The organism is Flavobacterium sp. RSSA_27, assembly GCF_051547125.1.
Lineage (GTDB): Bacteria > Bacteroidota > Bacteroidia > Flavobacteriales > Flavobacteriaceae > Flavobacterium.
The window spans coordinates 257,567-274,482 of sequence record NZ_JBPTTN010000001.1; the positions used below are offsets into that span (position 1 = coordinate 257,567).

Here is a 16,916-nt window from a genome sequence, read left to right on the forward strand (position 1 = left end):
TATCAAAAATTAAGACATTGAAAACGGAATTTACCGAAAAGCAAATCCAAATACTCGAAGTAGCTGAAACACTATTTGCAGAAAAAGGGTTTGATGGTACTTCAATTAGGGATATTTCTAAACAAGCAAAGATCAATATTGCGATGGTTTCCTATTACTTTGGATCCAAAGAACGATTACTACAGTCGTTGATTGTTTATCGAACAACTGATATTAAATCCCAACTCGAACGTTTACTACAAGAAGATCTTGAACCTATTGAAAAAGTAAATAAATTGATTGAAATTTATATCAACCGCATCAATAACAACAAGGGAATCTATCGCATTTTACATTTTGAACTCTCGTCCAAAAAAAGAGAACAAAATCTACAAGCCTTTACAGAATTCAGAAAAGGCAATCTCAAATATTTAGAATCTATTATTGAAGAAGGCCAGCGCAAAGGTGTTTTCAGAAAAGATGTTATCATTCCATTGATCACACCAACGATTTTAGGTACTTTTTTTCATTTTCACATGAACAAAATCTACTTCGAAAACCTTTTTAATTTGACTACAGAAACTTTATACAATAATTATATTAAGACAAACTTGACAAAACACATTCAACAAACTATTAAAGCTCTTTTAATTTATGAAAATTAACCCACTATTTGTCTTTGGGATTTTGTGTTGGGGAACTTCGACGGTAAGCGCTCAAGAAAAAACACCACTTAAGCTAGAAGATGCCGTACAATTGGCTTGGACCAAGAGTAACGAAATTTCTCTTGCTACAACCAAAGTAGCAACCAAAAAATACGAACTGCAAGCTAGCAAAAACAATCAGTATCCTGACTTGAAAGCATCTGGACAATACCAACGTCTTACTAATGCAAACATAGACCTCAAAACCAATTCAGGCGGTAGCGGTGGATTGACTTCTGGACCTGTAGACAGATTGATGTTAGGACAAGTTACAGCCAGTGTTCCTGTTTTTGCTGGATTTAAAATTCAAAGCAATATCGATTTACACGATAATTTATACTTGGCCGAAACTGCGAACTCAGTGCAATCTAAAGAAGAAATTGCCCTAAAAGTCGTTAATTATTATGCTAGTTTGTACAAAGCGCAAAAGACAATCGAAATTCTAAAAGAAAATCAAAAACGTGCCAAACAACGTGTAGTTGATTTTATCGATTTAGAAAAAAACGGTATTATTCCACGTAATGATTTACTAAAAGCGCAATTGCAAGTATCTAAAATTCAACTAGCAATAGATGAAGCCACCAATAATTTGAACATCGTTAATTTCTATTTGGTCAATCTTTTAAAATTGAATACGAATACTCAAATTGAAATCGTTGAGAAAGATTTTGTCAATTTTCAAATGAATAATGTGCCAACGAATGAAGAACCTGCTTTACAAAACAGAAAAGATCTAGAGGCACTTCGTTTTCAAGGAAAAGCCAGTCAATCGAATATAAAAATAGCTAGAAGCGCTTATTTCCCAACTATAGCCCTTTTAGGAGGTTATACAGCATTGGATTTACATAATGTAGTAACTCTACAAAACGCGATGAATATTGGTGTAGGTATTTCGTATGATTTAAGTAGCCTACTCAAAAACGGAGTGATGGTAAAAATAGCCGAAAGCAAAGCCTTAGAAGTTCAAAACACAGAAGCGATTTTGACTGATTACATCAAAGTGCAAGTACAAAAAGCCATTGAAGAATATCAATTGGCCATCAAACAAGATATCGTATATGCCGAAGCAATAGATCAAGCCACAGAAAATTACCGAATAGTAAAAGACAAATATGATAACGGACTATCCAATACCAACGATTTATTAGAAGCCGATGTCGATCAATTAACTGCCAAAATCAATAAAGCCTTAGGCAAAGCCAATATCATTCAAAAATACTATGAATTATTATCGGTAACCGGACAATTAACCACAACTTTCAACCCAACAAAATTATAAGTACTAGTCCCATGGAAAAGAAACAAACAAATATAAAATTCCTGATCATTTCAGTGTCATTAGTAGTACTTGGTAGTATTTATGGAATTTACAAATACCAACATGCACAATCCCATGAAGAAACCGACGATGCTCAAATTGAAAAAAAAATGGCGCCAATTATTCCTAGAGTGGCAGGCTATATTAGTAAAGTAAATGTAAAAGACAATGATTTCGTAAAAAAAGGAGATACCTTATTTATCATTGACAAAAAGGATTTCTTAGTAAAAATTGAAGAGGCCAAAGCCGCTCTAATTGCTGCAGAAGGTGGTTTTGAAGTAGCCAAAGCAGATATTGGAAGTGCTTTAGCAAGTATTTCGGTATCTGAAGCTAATGTCCTTTCGGCAAGTGGTAATATCGAATCGGCTAAAATCAGATTGGGAAGAGCCACTAGTGATTTTGCTCGTTATGAAAACTTATACAAGAACCATACAATTACCAAACAACAATACGAACAAGCATTGGCAACCAAACAAGAAGCTGAAAGTCAATTGAGAGTATTACAACAACAACAACGTGCGAGTTCTTTTCAGAAATCAGTTATTGAAGCCAAATCCAAAGTTTCGAACAAACAAACAGAAGTAGCTGCAGCCAACATCAAAAGAGCTCAAGCCGTTTTAGATGCAGCCAAATTGAATTTAACTTATACAGTAGTTACAGCCGCCATCGATGGCCAAGTGTCAAAAATAGACATTCAACCCGGGCAATTGGTACAAGCAGGACAATCCTTGTTTTATATTATCAACAACGATGAAGCTTGGGTTGTGGCAAATTTTAAAGAAACCCAATTGAACAAAATGGTGATTGGTCAAAAAGTAACCATGAAAGTTGATGCTTATCCAGACTATGAATTTGTTGGGGCTATTACTTCATTTTCCCCAGCTACTGGTTCAAGATTCTCTTTGTTACCTCCAGACAATGCCACTGGAAATTTTGTTAAAACCATTCAACGATTACCGGTAAAAATTAGTTTAGACAAAGCTAATGATGCCAATAAAATCAAACTATTGCGTCCAGGAATGAATGTCGAAGTAGACGTTCATTTGAAGTAAATAGTGATTAGTGATTAGTGAATAGTAATTAGTAATTAGTGATTAGTGGATAGTGTATAGTGATAAGCCGATGTTGGCTAATTACTAATTACCAATTACTAATCACATACAAATAAAAAAAATGGTACAAACAGAAGCAGACGACTTAATTGAATATGGTTTTAGGCGAGTAATTATTACCATTACTTGTGTGCTATGTGCGATGCTTGAAGTGGTCGATACAACAATTGTAAACGTAGCGCTCAACAACATGCGAGGCAGTTTAGGAGCTACACTTACTGATGTTGCATGGGTAATTACAGCTTATGCCATTGCCAACGTAATTATCATCCCAATGACGAGTTGGTTGTCGCAACAATTTGGGCGACGCAATTATTTTGCAGTTTCCATTATCATATTTACTGTTGCCTCTTTTTTATGTGGAAATGCAACCAATATATGGGAATTGGTGGCTTTTCGTTTCATTCAAGGATTGGGTGGTGGAGCGCTTTTGGTAACCGCTCAGACAATTGTAACAGAGAGTTATCCATTAGCAAAACGCGGTATGGCACAAGCAATTTATGGAATGGGAGTAATTGTAGGACCTACTTTGGGACCACCGCTTGGGGGATATATCGTTGACAGTTTCTCATGGCCTTACATTTTCTACATCAATATTCCAATTGGGATTATTGCCGCTTTGCTTACCCTTTCATTTATCAAAAGTCCAAAATACGGAACAAAACTAAAAGCCAATCAAGTCGATTGGTGGGGTATTGTTTTTCTAGCCGCTTTTATTGGTTCCCTGCAGTTTGTTTTAGAACATGGGCAACAAGACGATTGGTTCAATAATACTGTAATTGTTACTTTAAGTATTGTATCCTTATTTGGCTTGCTATTTTTCATTTGGCGTGAACTCACTTACGAACATCCGATAGTTAATCTTAGAGTACTCAAAGATTCCAATTTAAGAATTGGAACCATTATGTGTTTTATCCTTGGTTTTGGTTTATATGGTTCAACGTTTATTATTCCTATTTACACCCAATCCATTTTAGGATGGAGTGCTACCGATGCGGGATTATTACTAATTCCAAGTTCAATCACTACAGGAATCATGATGCCATTTATTGGTAAATTGATTCAAAAAGGCGTTCCACAAACCTATCTAGTAGCAGCTGGTTTTTTTCTCTTTTTTGTGTTTACCTATTGGATGCATCTTGTTATCACTCCCGATTCAGGAGTAGAACATATGTTTTGGCCACTCATTCTAAGAGGAATTGGTTTGGGGCTATTGTTTGTACCTATCACAACCTTATCCCTTTCAACCTTGACAGGAAAACATATTGGTGAAGGGGCAGCTTTTACCGGTATGATGCGACAGTTAGGAGGTTCATTTGGTATTGCCATCATCACTACTTATATCGCTCGCATCAATCAAGAACATCGCGTAAATTTGATTGGTTATCTCGACAACACTTCATTTGAAGTACAACAGAGAGTGCACCAACTTCAAATGGGCTTTATGTCTAAAGGATATGCCATAAACGAAGCTGCTTCGAAAGCCTATACAACACTCGAAATGATGGTAACACAACAAGCCGCCATTCTCACTTTTTCGGATATTTTTCTCTATTTGGGCTATTTGTTTTTGTTGTGCATTCCTTTTATTCTTTTGGTCAAAAAAGGAAAAAACAAAATCAATCCAGCTGATGCGATGCATTAATCAAAAAGCCGATTTCTTGTGGTGAAATCGGCTTTTTGATTGTATAAAAAAAAATGAAATATGTTCTTTGCTTCGAAATTTTAAGAAATAACTCTTTTATCTTAATTAAAACTTGCAATTAACAACGGACCGTTTTCTTCTTTTTGCCCAAAGCTCCTCGTTGTATAATTTTATCGATATATTCCGGTGCAAAAGGAGTTTTACAAGCTGTACCGCCCATATCGACAGTTACTTTTCCTATTCTAGCACCAATTTCAAGTGCTTTTTCAGTCAAATCAGGTACTGAACCACCCACTGCAATTACAAAACCATTCATGACTTGTTTTACTCTATTTTGAGCCCTATGTATATCCGATTCCACTTTTTGAAGCAAAGCCACTATTTCGTCTTTGTTTAATTCTGCATCGGGACATAAAGCCAATAAATTACTGTAGGTCGCCCACCCTGCCGCACAAACACCTTCTTGATCGGATTGCATCCACTCGAGTGCCAGTTCACGCCCATAGGCACTCTCTGCAGTGACCCAAGGCACGGTAAATTCACTAATCATATACCAATAGGCGTTTTCTGCCCATTGTTTCAAATCCTCTTTGGTCATTTTATTTTCATCAGCAATTAATCCCGCCAAGTACATGGCATCCGAATTACCGGTGGCATAAAGTTCTAAAGCCAATTGGTGATTTTTCTTTATTTTTTTCTGAATAATTTTCAAATCCTGCACTTTCACACCAAAAAATGGTTCTTTAGCACCGTGCTTTACAAATACTTTTTTGATAGCATCGCTACCGTAGGATGCTAGTTCTTGCATAATTTCATGAGTGGTCATAAGTGTACGATTTAAAAACAATCCTTAAAATTAAGGAAAATACTTTTTGCTCCACTAGCAACGCCTTTTTATTCACTCTTCATTCTAGTGGAGTGCAGCATGTCAAACTTCCAGCCTTTGTCGGTTAAAATGGCTGTAGCGCTTTCTAACCAATGCGCTTTTCGAATGACTTTATCATCAATGGAGATGATTGCATAGTTGTGGTAGGCCACCCAAGCGGTTTTATTGGTGACTTTGACATCAATAATTTCTATTTTGTTTACACGTTTTGGAATAGGCAATTTGAGCTTGGCTTTATTCAAATAGGTTGCAATGGTATCGTTATTCCAAACTTCTCCGTGCTCCAAAAGCAGGAAATCTTTGGTATAGTATTTATCAATGTTTTTAGCTTCTAATTTTGACCAGATTTCATCAAATGACTCTTGTACTAAACTTTGAAACTGTTTTTTGTGTGTTTCTATTGCACCTTGAGCGAAGGCTATTGTAGTGAAAAATAGCATTAAAAGTAGGGTGTTGCGTTTTTTCATTTATTTGTGTGTTTTTTTAATTATTAATTTTAAAATAAGTCGAGTCTGCGACTCTTTTTTTCAGCAGCTGGAGTTCCATCGGAACGGATTGATTTTGTTGCAATGGATTTCAATCCGTTGATGGGATAAGATTACGAGCTATTTATTTACATCTGTCTTTAGCGATGCTTTTATCGGGTAAAAACGAGTTGGTTGCCTTTGGATAAGTTGGCATCAAAGGCATAGCCGTCGTAATTGAAACCTTTTAGGTCGTCGATGGTTTCGGCTTGGGTGTCGAGAATGTAACGCACCATCATTCCGCGGGCTTTTTTGGCAAAAAAACTAATCATTTTTAGTTTTCCGTCTTTGTAGTCTTTGAACTCGGGCGTGATTACGGGCACTTTGAGCGACTTGGCATCTATGGCAGAAAAATATTCGTTGCTCGCCAAATTGACAAACAATTCGTCTTTTTTGAGCTCCTTGTTTAACGCTTGGGTCAAGGTGGTTTTCCAGAATTGGTATAAATTTTGGCTCTCGCCTACGGGCATTTTGGTTCCCATTTCTAAGCGATACGGCTGAATCAAATCTAAGGGTTTGAGCAATCCATAAAGCCCCGAAAGGATGCGCAAGCGGTCTTGCAACAAGGGTAATTGGTCTTCGGTAAGTGTGTAGGCGTCTAAACCAGTGTACACATCGCCGTCGAAAGCGTACACCGCAGGACGAGCGTTGCTGGGTTTGAATGGCGTTTTCCAATCTTTGTTGCGTTGCCAATTCAAGTCGGCCAGTTTATCCGAAATCGACATCAAGCTAGCTAATTCTTTGGGTGTTTTGAGTTGTAATTCGGCGTGCACGATTTTGGATTGCTTTAAAAAAACAGGCTGCGTAAAAGTGTCTACGGGTAATTCTTTCTCAAAATTTAAAGACTTGGCTGGCGATATAACAATTTTCATATATGTAAAAGTTATTTGTTATCGGTCATATATGGTATCGCCTTTTTCTTATAGGTGTTTGTTTGCAACAAACCTTTTTTTAATGGCGATTTCATAGATGACTTTTCTTTGTTTTCAAAAATACAATTTGAATTTTAGATTTCTACAGCAAATTATTGATTTGTATAATAACTTCATAACAAATGGTAATGATTACTAATTAAAATATGTATTTTTGAGGCATTCAACTTCACCTATATGGACTATTTATTGATTTGTTTGGTTGCTTTTTTGGGTTCGGGACTGACTTTATTCTCGGGTTTTGGATTAGGAACATTGCTTGTACCCGTTTTTGGTTTATTTTTTCCTATAGAAATGGCTATCTTACTATCTGCCATTGTGCACATTTTAAATAATATTTTTAAACTTTTTTTGTTAGGAAAAAAAGCGGACCTTCAAGTGCTACTAGCTTTTGGAATTCCAGCAATAGGTTTTGCTTTTGTGGGTGCCTACATGCTCACTTTTTTAGATACGTTTCCACCAATTGGCAGTTATGTTTTAGGTTCAGAAACTTTTACTCTTTTGCCCATTAAAGTTAGTATTGGACTAATTTTGTTGTTTTTTGCTTTAATCGAAATAATCCCAAATTGGTCACAACATACTTTTGATAAGAAATACTTACCCTTGGGTGGTGCTTTGAGTGGCTTTTTTGGAGGAATATCAGGAATGCAAGGCGCCATGCGTGCTGCTTTTTTGATTCGAGCGGGACTAACCAAAGAATCCTATATAGCAACAGGTGTTGTTATTGCTTGCTTCATCGATATATCAAGATTAGGAGTTTACATACAAAACTGGCATCAAAATACCCAAAATATTTCCTATTCTTTGATGATTTCGGCAACAATTTCTGCTTTCTTAGGTGCGTTTTTAGGAAATCTTTTGTTGGATAAAGTAACCTTAAAAACCGTTCAATTTCTAGTTGCAGTGTTACTTATGCTATTCGCAGTACTATTGGGTTTAGGTATAATTTAACTAGAAAAATGCCTTTATCTACCTTTACTTTATCAAAAGATGAAAGGGATTAGAAAAAATTTTATATTTCAAAGTATCGAACTAAAAAATCCTTAATAGATGCTAATTCGTCTACTTCATGTTTGTTTTTCAAAAGTAAATCTTTGGTATTTTACAGCTTACAATTAAAAACTGTCCTTTTTTTACCTATTTTTGCGCCCCAAATCGACTAAATCTAAAAAGTATGCATAAATTTTCGCTCTTTTTACTTCTTTTATGTACGGCATTTGGAACGGCTCAATCTCACGAGTCGTATTTTGAAACCATCCGAAATAACGAAGCCCAACTCACTGCTTTCTTCTCTCAAATGCCCAAAGGAGGCGATTTGCACCACCACTATTCTGGCTCTGTTTATGCTGAACCGCTGATAGCCTACGCCATTAAAAATAATTTTTACCTGAATCTAGAAACCTTAGAAGTACAACCCCAACGAGGTGCCGATGGAATTTGGGAATCTTTTGAAATGATTCAGAAAAATGGAGCGCTACCTTTGTACCAACAAAAAATCATCGAAAAATGGTCTATCAAAGACTTTAATAGCATAAGTTACCCTTCTGACAAACAGTTTTTTGAATCTTTCGGGAAATTTGAAGCGACCATCAAAGGCACTTTTGAACAAGGCCTCTTAGAGCTGAAAAATCGCGCCATCAAAGAACAAGTCAGTTATATTGAAACCCAGTTATCAACGATTCCGTGTGATATGAATACCGAGGATTTGACCTCTTATAACGAAGAACTCCGAAGCTTGGTGGCCAAAAAAGACGAAAAAGCTGTTTTCAAAGCATTGGATCAATTGTTTGCTACTTTCTCCAAAAGAGAGGCCGCAAAATACGCTACTAATTTCAACACAAACTTTGTAGCCAAAATGCATAACGCCCTAAAGATTGATGACGCTCAATTCACGATGCGCTATCAAAATTTTGTGTTGCGCTTTATGGAACCTGTAGATTTGTTTAAAAATTTGGTGATTGCATTTATTTCTGCTGATAACAGTTCACTGATTGATGGCGTGAATATCGTTTCGCCTGAAGATGGCGCTACAGCAATGAAAGATTATGAATTGCATATGTTTATGTATAAATACTGCCACAGCAAATTTCCAAAAGTAAAATACAGTATGCACGCGGGCGAATTAACCCTAGGATTGGTGCAACCTGAAGAGTTAACTTGGCACATCAACGCTGCTGTCTACACTGCGGGCGCAAACAGAATTGGACACGGAGTAGATTTGGCTTACGAAAAAAACAACTACGAGTTATTACGTTATATGGCGAAAAACAAAATCGCTATCGAAATCAATTTGACTAGTAACGAGTTTATTCTGAAAGTGAAAGAGAACCGCCATCCGTTTAGTTTGTATAAAGAATTCGGTGTTCCCATCGTAATTTGTACTGACGATGCGGGAATTTTACGTACCAATCTTACCGAACAATTTGTGCTTTTGGCTAAAAGATACCCACAGGTAAGCTACAAAGACATCAAGGAATACGTGTACAACAGTATCCGTTTTAGCTTTATCGAAGAGTCTAAAGTAAAAGATCAACTACTAGAAGATTTGGATCACCGCTTTAAAAAATTCGAAGCACAATTTAAGTAACAATAAACTCACGTCAATTGAGGAGTTACAATGAAATCGCAACTGTGCTTTTCAAAAATCCATAAAGAAAATACAATAAATAGAAGAATTTATTTAATTTTAGAGACTATTACTTTTTAAAATCAAATAAATTTATGAAAAACCAAAAAACAATCTTTCGCTTAAGTGCACTGCTCTTAAGCTTTTGTTTACTTCCCTCGCTTTCAATAGAAGCACAAAATACTGCTAAGAAAAAAGACAAAACAGCCGTTTCTTCTGGCAACACTGCTTACTTCAATGGATTAAAATGGCGCAATATTGGTCCGTTTAGAGCAGGTCGCTCATTGGCAGTAGCAGGTCACGCAGACCAACCTTTAACGTATTACTTTGGAGCTACTGGTGGTGGCGTTTGGAAAACCACCGATGGCGGCAACGAATGGTTACCTGTTTCTGATAGCACCTTTACTTCTTCCTCTGTGGGAGCTATTACAGTCGCACCTTCAGACCCAAATGTGGTTTATGTTGGGATGGGAGAAGCTGATATGCGCTCTAATATCTCGTTTGGTGACGGTATGTACAAATCTGTAAATGCAGGTAAATCTTGGAGCAAAATTGGACTCGACAAAGCCGATGCTATCGGAAACATCGAAGTGCATCCCAACAATCCCGATATTGTTTTTGTAGCCGCTATGGGTAATCCGTTTCATTCCAACCCAGAGCGCGGCATTTACCGCAGTACCGATGGGGGTAAAAACTGGAAATTGGTATTGTCTAAAAATGACAAAACCGGCGGAATGGTGGTCCGCATCGACGTGAACAATCCAAGAGTGATTTATGCGACACTTTGGGAAGCCTACAGAAATGGGCATTCTATGTCTTCTGGAGGAACAGATTCTGGTCTTTTCAAATCTACAGATGGTGGCGACACTTGGACTAACTTAAGTACCAAACCTGGAATGCCTGTAGGGCTTTTGGGAAAAATTGGAATCGCCGTTTCGCCAGTAAACTCCAACCGTTTGTATGCCTTGGTAGAAAACGACAAAGGTGGACTGTACCGTTCTGAGGATGCAGGAGAACATTGGTCACTCATCAACGAAGACAAAAACTTATGGCAACGCCCTTGGTACTATATGAATTTACAAGCCGACCCAAAAAATGAAGACGGTTTGATTGTGCTAAATGTAGACGCTTGGAAATCTTCGGATGGTGGCAAAAACTTCAAAAAAATCCCAGTACATCATGGCGATACGCATGATGTGTGGATCAATCCGAAAAACCCAGAAAATTTTATTATTGGAGATGATGGAGGCGCTGAAATTACCTTTAACGGTGGTGCCAATTTTTCGGATATTGACATTCCAACGAGTCAATTTTACCACGTATCCTTAGACAATGATTTTCCGTATAATATTTATGGTGCACAACAAGACAATTCCTCGGTTAGAATTGCTTCAAGAACCACTGGTTCTAGTATTGATAGAGAAGATTGGTTTCCAGTTGCGGGTGGAGAAGCAGGATACATTCAAGCCGACCCAACCAATTCGGACCTTACTTATGGAGGAGAATATGATGGGCAATTGAGCAAATACAATTCGAGAACCAAACAAGGACAAGACATTTCTCCTTATCCAGAATCCAACATTGGTTCTCCAGCAAAAGCCAAAAAACACCGCTTTCAATGGACCTACCCTATTGTTTTTTCTCCGCATAATCCCAAAAGAATGTATGTGACCTCCCAATATGTGTTGGTTACAGAAGACGGAGGACATTCCTTTACTGCTATAAGCCCAGATTTAACCCGAAATGACCCAAAAACCACTGGAGATACTGGAGGTCCAATTACCAAAGACCAAACGGGGGCCGAAGTCTATGCTACTATTTTTACTTTTTCAGAAGCGCCAACGGAACAAGGGGTGCTTTGGACAGGCTCTGATGATGGTTATATTCATGTTTCTAAAAACAATGGAGCAAGCTGGGACAAAGTCAACATTCCGACTTCAATGTTACCCGAATTCTCTTTGATAAGCATCATTCACACTTCGGAACATACCAAAGGGAAAGCCTATGTCGCTGCCAACAAATACATGTATGGCGACCGTACTCCTTACCTTTTCAAAACCACAGATTACGGAAAAACTTGGAAGAAAATCACCGCTGGAATTCCTGCTGATGAATATTGCAGAGTACTGCGCGAAGACCCTAACAAACCAGGCCTTTTGTATGCTGGAACCGAGAGAGGTATTTATGTTTCCTTCAACGATGGGGATTCATGGGAAAAACTGAACTTGAATTTACCGCTTACACCTATTCGTGATTTGCAAATTCACAAACGCGATAAAGATTTGGTGGTGGCGACACACGGACGTGCTTTCTGGATTTTGGATGACATTACGCCTTTGCACGAAATAATGGATAAAAAGGTAACAGGCGAAAAATACCTTTTCCAACCTAGAACTGCCTACAGAACACAAGGTCGTCAAAGCGATACCAAATCAGCGGGCACCAATGCACCAAATGGAGTAATTGTTCGTTTCTATCAAAAAACAAAAGCGACCAAAGAATTAGAACTCGAATTCTTGAACGACAAAAACGAGAGTATCATCAAGTATTCTTCGGTTAAAAATACCAAAGGCGAACCCCAAAAAGTAGCCAAAGAATTCCACCAAGACACTGAGAAAGAAAAAGCAGGTTATGTACCTAACAAAGCCGGAATGAACGTATTTGTTTGGAATATGCGCTATCCCAATGCTACCGAAGTGGAAGGCACCAATGTAATGTGGGCTGGTTCTGGCGTGGGTGCCAAAGTACTTCCTGGCACGTACAAAGTTCGTTTAATCGAAGACAAAAAAATCATTGGTGAGCAAACCTTTGACATCAAAAAAGACCCAAGAGCCGAAGGAACCGATGCCGACTTGAAAGAACAATTCGAATTCCACCAAAAAGTCAACAAAAAAGTAGACGAAGCACATTTGGCCATCAACAAAATCCGCAAGATTAAAGGACAAATCAATAGTTATGTTGGGGCCGTGAAAGATTCGGTTATGGTTAAAGAAATGAAAAAAATGACCGAGCCTACCATCAAATCTTTAGAAGAGCTCGAAGCTACTTTGATGCAGCCCAAAGCCAAAGCCCCACAAGATGTTTTGGCCTACCCAATTATGCTGAACGATAAAATGGCGGGATTGGGTTCGAATGTTTCCTCAGGAGACACCAAACCAACCAAAGGCGCTTATGAAGTGTACGACGATTTGGCTAAAAAAATCGATGCCGCCGTAGCAAAAGTCAACGAAATCGCAACGGTCAAAGTACCCGAATTCAATGCCTTCATCCAACAAAAGCAGATTCCTGCCATAGTGATTGAGGATAAAAAATAAAGAACCAACTCCAATGCAAGCCGTTTCTGAAAAGAAGCGGCTTTTTTTATTCACAAAACAAGCATCCAAAAAATATAAATACTTCAATTAATACTTGTTTAACATCAAATTATCATCGAATTCGCGGCAACTTTCTCACTTAAATTTTATAGTTTTATAAAGACAAAAAACAAAGCTTTTTTACTTCTCTAAAAATGTTTTATGAAAATAGCCCTTTACAGCAATGAATTTCCTCCGCACATTTATGGTGGTGCGGGAGTACATATCGATTTTTTAAGCCAAGAACTGGCCAAACTCGCCCAAGTAGAAGTCCGTTGTTTTGGGGCACAATCCGAAACCACCCAAAATATGCACGTGCAAGGCATCACCTCCAGCTTGACCAAGATGGAAGACCCTAGCAATGAGCACATCAAAATGTTTCATAACCTGAGCAAAAATGTCGAAATGGCACAAGCCACGCCCGAGGCCGACATAGTGCACTGCCACACTTGGTACACCCATTTGGCGGGCGTATTTACGCGCGAACTGCTACAAGTACCGCTCATTTTAACCACCCACAGTCTCGAAACCCACCGCCCATGGAAGGTCGAACAACTCGGCAACGGCTATTTTCTGTCACGCTGGTTAGAGCAACACGCCTACGCCTCTGCCGATGGTGTCATTGCCGTAAGCGAACAAATGAAAACCGATGTCATCGAAGCCTATGGCGTAGCAGCCGAAAAAGTAACCGTAATTCACAACGGCATCGACCCTGATTTTTACCAACCTACTTTTGACGACACCTTGTTAACCGAATTAGGCATCGACCCCAACATACCATTTGTGCTGTTTGTGGGTCGCATCACGCGCCAAAAAGGCATTTCGCAACTCATCGCTGCGGCACAACATTTCAATGCCAATTGCCAAATCGTATTGTGTGCAGGCGCCCCCGACACCCCCGAAATCGCCGCCGAAACCGAACAACTCATCGCCGAGCTAAAAGCCACCCGCGAAGGCGTCATCCTCATCTCCGAAATGCTTCCAAGAGAAAAAGTAAAAGTGCTCTACAGCCACGCCCGCGTTTTCGCCTGCCCCTCGCTATACGAACCCTTTGGCATCATCAATCTCGAGGCGATGTCATGCGAAACACCCGTAGTAGGAAGCGCCGTAGGAGGCATACCCGAAATCATCGTCGAAGGACAAACCGGATTTTTGGTACCCCTCGCCCCCGTTTCCCGAACCGATTTTAACCCCGCCAATCCCCAAGCCTTCCAACAAGATTTTGCCACCAAAGTCAATCTCTTGCTCGACAACGAAGCCTTGGCCAACCAAATGGGAAAAGCCGGTCGCCAACGCGTACTCCAACAATTCAGTTGGGCTTCCATCGCCAAAACCACCTTGGCCTATTACCAAGAAGTCATTGACCGTTTCGAAAAAGAAAAAGCATAATTGGGGCGTGACCCCAGTACCACAAAGGGGCGAATAGCAAACGTGTTATTCGCCCCTTTGCGTTCCCGCGGTCGGGCTATACGCGCTACTTCGGTAGCCAGCTGCTATCCCTCACGCAAATCACAGGAGTTTAAGGTAACAAAACACTAAAGAATATTTAAGAAAATATTTATCTATTTTGCAGGAAAAAGGATATATTTGAGAAATAAAAAAGTCTGAATATAGTGGAACCTATGGCTCTAATTTAGATGTGATAGCTATTATTTTATCAGACCTATATGTTAGTTAACGGTTATACTAAAAGACGACACAACCAACAAAAAATCGAACGGGAAAACGGACGGTCAAAATGCCAACGCTTCTCAAAATTAAAAGAGCTGCAAAGCCAAGCACAAGCCGACACAATTTGCAATTCATTTAATTTTGCCCAACCGCAACCAAGCCCACCTACCACCCAACTTCTTGACAAATTTGCAGACTGTTGATAATATCTTTAAAGTTTATTGCGAACAAATCAAAAAGTCTTTTTACATTTGACAATTATTGTCAAGTTAATATTTTCAAATTGAAAACGACCGGAGAAATAATCAGAGAAAAAAGAGAGAAAAAAGGGTTGCTATTGCGGCACGTTTCTGCTCTACTAGACATTGACACAGCTATACTCAGTAAAATTGAACGTGGTGAGAGAAAAGCCACACGAGAACAAATTACAAAGTTGGCCGACATTCTTGAACTCGACAAAGAATCCTTGCTTATTCAATATTTGAGTGAGAAAATTCTTTACGAAATTCAAGACGAAGACTTAGGAATTCAAGCACTCAAAGTTGCTGAAAAAACAATTAAATACGGAGTAACTAAAAACAAATAAAATGGCAGAATTACTATCAATAAAAGAAGCAAGCCAGTGGGCGACTGAGTATTTGGACAAAAATGTTACGACTTCTAATATTTCCTATCTTATCCAATACGGCAGGATAAAAAAAATTGGCGACAATGGTTCAACTCAAGTAATCAAAGAAGAATTGATTGAATATTACAAAGACCAAAAAAAAACGAGACAAGAAGAATGGAAGGAACAGCTTGGCGAAGATTTGAATTGGGCTTTATCATTTGAACAATATAAGGAAGCCGAAACTACAAAACACGTTCACAGACTTCATCCATACAAAGGAAAATTCATTCCTCAGTTAGTTGAATATTTCCTTGACGACCACACCGACAAATTCAAGAAAGAAGTTTATTTCAAGCCTGGAGACATTGTTTACGACCCATTTTCAGGAAGCGGAACGACTATGGTTCAAGCTTGTGAGTTAGGAATTCATGCAGTTGGTAATGATGTTTCTGCATTTAATACAATGATTAGTAATTGTAAGGTTACAAAATATAACCTTATTGATGTTCAAACTGAAATAGACAGAATTTCTAAAGCATTAAAATCCTTTTTAGCAGACCACAAAACGCTTGAATTTGAAGACAGACTTTTAAAAGAGTTGTATGTTTTCAACAACAAGTATTTTCCAGTTCCGGAATACAAATACAAAGTAAAACGCAAAGAGATTGACGAAAAGACTTATGGCGAAGAGAAGGAAAAAGAATTTTTGCCAACCTTTAACAAACTCGTAAAGGAGTATAAAATAAAATTGCGTCAGGACAAAGAAGATTCATTCCTTGATAAATGGTATACTCAACACATCCGTGATGAAATTCAATTTGTGTTTGATGAAATCCAAAAAATTAAAAATTCCGACACCAAAAAAATCGTCAGCGTTATTCTAAGTCGCACAATTAGAAGTTGCAGAGCAACTACTCATGCGGACTTAGCAACATTGCTTGAACCTATTACGGCAACTTATTACTGTGGTAAACATGGAAAAATGTGTAAGCCATTATTTTCTATTCTAAAATGGTGGGAAACATATTCTAAGGACACTGTAAAAAGATTGGCTCAGTATGACAAGCTAAGAAAAGATGCATTTCACACTTGCTTAACAAGTGACAGCAGAAACATTGACATTGTAGAAGGACTTAAAAAACTCAATCCTGATTTTGCAAAACTTGTGGAGAAGCAAAAAATCAAGGGAATATTTTCTTCACCACCTTATGTTGGTTTAATTGACTACCACGAGCAACACGCATATGCTTATGATTTGTTTGGTTTCGAAAGAAAAGACGAATTAGAAATCGGTCCACTTTTCAAGGGACAAGGACGAGAAGCGAAACAAAGCTACATTCAAGGGCTTAGTGATGTGTTGAATAACGCAAAAAAATATCTCGTTGACGATTATGATATTTTCCTAGTTGCAAACGACAAATACAATATGTATCCGACCATTGCAGAAAATGCAGGAATGCAAATAGTTAATCAATATAAACGACCAGTATTAAACCGAACTGAAAAAGATAAAGGTGCTTATGCTGAGATAATTTTTCATTTAAAAGATAAGTAAT

General features: G+C 38.2%; 13 protein-coding genes. 10 read left to right on the forward strand and 3 right to left on the reverse strand.

The window, feature by feature from the left end:
- The first annotated feature begins 17 nt into the window (after window positions 1-17).
- The 4 genes from ACSVH5_RS01135 (at window position 18) to ACSVH5_RS01150 (ending at window position 4,758) form a co-directional block, all read left to right on the forward strand.
- Window positions 18-644, forward strand: coding sequence for a TetR/AcrR family transcriptional regulator (locus ACSVH5_RS01135; protein ID WP_438059625.1), 627 nt, complete (start codon window positions 18-20; stop codon window positions 642-644).
- The gene (locus ACSVH5_RS01140; protein WP_438059626.1) at window positions 634-1,962 is read left to right on the forward strand and encodes a TolC family protein; all 1,329 of its coding nucleotides are present in this window, start codon (window positions 634-636) and stop codon (window positions 1,960-1,962) included. The genes ACSVH5_RS01135 and ACSVH5_RS01140 overlap by 11 nt, the downstream gene beginning before the upstream one ends.
- 11 nt (window positions 1,963-1,973) lie before the next feature.
- Entirely contained in the window at window positions 1,974-3,053 is a 1,080-nt protein-coding gene (locus tag ACSVH5_RS01145; RefSeq protein WP_438059627.1) for an HlyD family secretion protein, read from the forward strand.
- Window positions 3,054-3,174: 121 nt separating this feature from the next.
- Window positions 3,175-4,758: a DHA2 family efflux MFS transporter permease subunit gene (locus ACSVH5_RS01150; protein WP_438059628.1), complete on the forward strand. Its 1,584-nt coding sequence runs from the start codon at window positions 3,175-3,177 to the stop codon at window positions 4,756-4,758.
- A gap of 118 nt (window positions 4,759-4,876) precedes the next feature.
- Here the strand turns inward: ACSVH5_RS01150 and ACSVH5_RS01155 are convergent, their stop codons facing one another.
- The 3 genes from ACSVH5_RS01155 to yaaA form a co-directional block, all read right to left on the reverse strand.
- The gene (locus ACSVH5_RS01155) at window positions 4,877-5,584 is read right to left on the reverse strand and encodes a DNA alkylation repair protein (RefSeq protein ID WP_438059629.1); all 708 of its coding nucleotides are present in this window, start codon (window positions 5,582-5,584) and stop codon (window positions 4,877-4,879) included.
- A 68-nt stretch (window positions 5,585-5,652) separates the two neighbouring features.
- A complete protein-coding gene (locus ACSVH5_RS01160) occupies window positions 5,653-6,111 on the reverse strand; it encodes a DUF4440 domain-containing protein (RefSeq protein WP_438059630.1) in 459 nt (152 codons plus the stop codon).
- A gap of 170 nt (window positions 6,112-6,281) precedes the next feature.
- Window positions 6,282-7,040, reverse strand: coding sequence for a peroxide stress protein YaaA (gene yaaA, locus ACSVH5_RS01165; protein ID WP_438059631.1), 759 nt, complete (start codon window positions 7,038-7,040; stop codon window positions 6,282-6,284).
- Window positions 7,041-7,277: 237 nt separating this feature from the next.
- Here yaaA and ACSVH5_RS01170 point away from each other — a divergent pair, with 237 nt between their 5' ends.
- From ACSVH5_RS01170 to ACSVH5_RS01195, 6 genes are all read left to right on the forward strand, one after another.
- A complete protein-coding gene (locus tag ACSVH5_RS01170) occupies window positions 7,278-8,051 on the forward strand; it encodes a TSUP family transporter (protein ID WP_438059632.1) in 774 nt (257 codons plus the stop codon).
- Window positions 8,052-8,274: 223 nt separating this feature from the next.
- Entirely contained in the window at window positions 8,275-9,687 is a 1,413-nt protein-coding gene (locus tag ACSVH5_RS01175; RefSeq protein WP_438059633.1) for an adenosine deaminase, read from the forward strand.
- A 134-nt stretch (window positions 9,688-9,821) separates the two neighbouring features.
- Window positions 9,822-13,040: a VPS10 domain-containing protein gene (locus tag ACSVH5_RS01180; RefSeq protein WP_438059634.1), complete on the forward strand. Its 3,219-nt coding sequence runs from the start codon at window positions 9,822-9,824 to the stop codon at window positions 13,038-13,040.
- Window positions 13,041-13,241: 201 nt separating this feature from the next.
- Window positions 13,242-14,468: a glycogen synthase gene (gene glgA / locus ACSVH5_RS01185; protein WP_438059635.1), complete on the forward strand. Its 1,227-nt coding sequence runs from the start codon at window positions 13,242-13,244 to the stop codon at window positions 14,466-14,468.
- Between the two features lie 565 nt (window positions 14,469-15,033).
- The gene (locus ACSVH5_RS01190; RefSeq protein ID WP_438059636.1) at window positions 15,034-15,336 is read left to right on the forward strand and encodes a helix-turn-helix domain-containing protein; all 303 of its coding nucleotides are present in this window, start codon (window positions 15,034-15,036) and stop codon (window positions 15,334-15,336) included.
- A 1-nt stretch (window position 15,337) separates the two neighbouring features.
- Window positions 15,338-16,915, forward strand: a complete 1,578-nt coding sequence (locus tag ACSVH5_RS01195) for a DNA methyltransferase (protein ID WP_438059637.1) — start codon at window positions 15,338-15,340, stop codon at window positions 16,913-16,915.
- Window position 16,916: the final 1 nt, after the last annotated feature.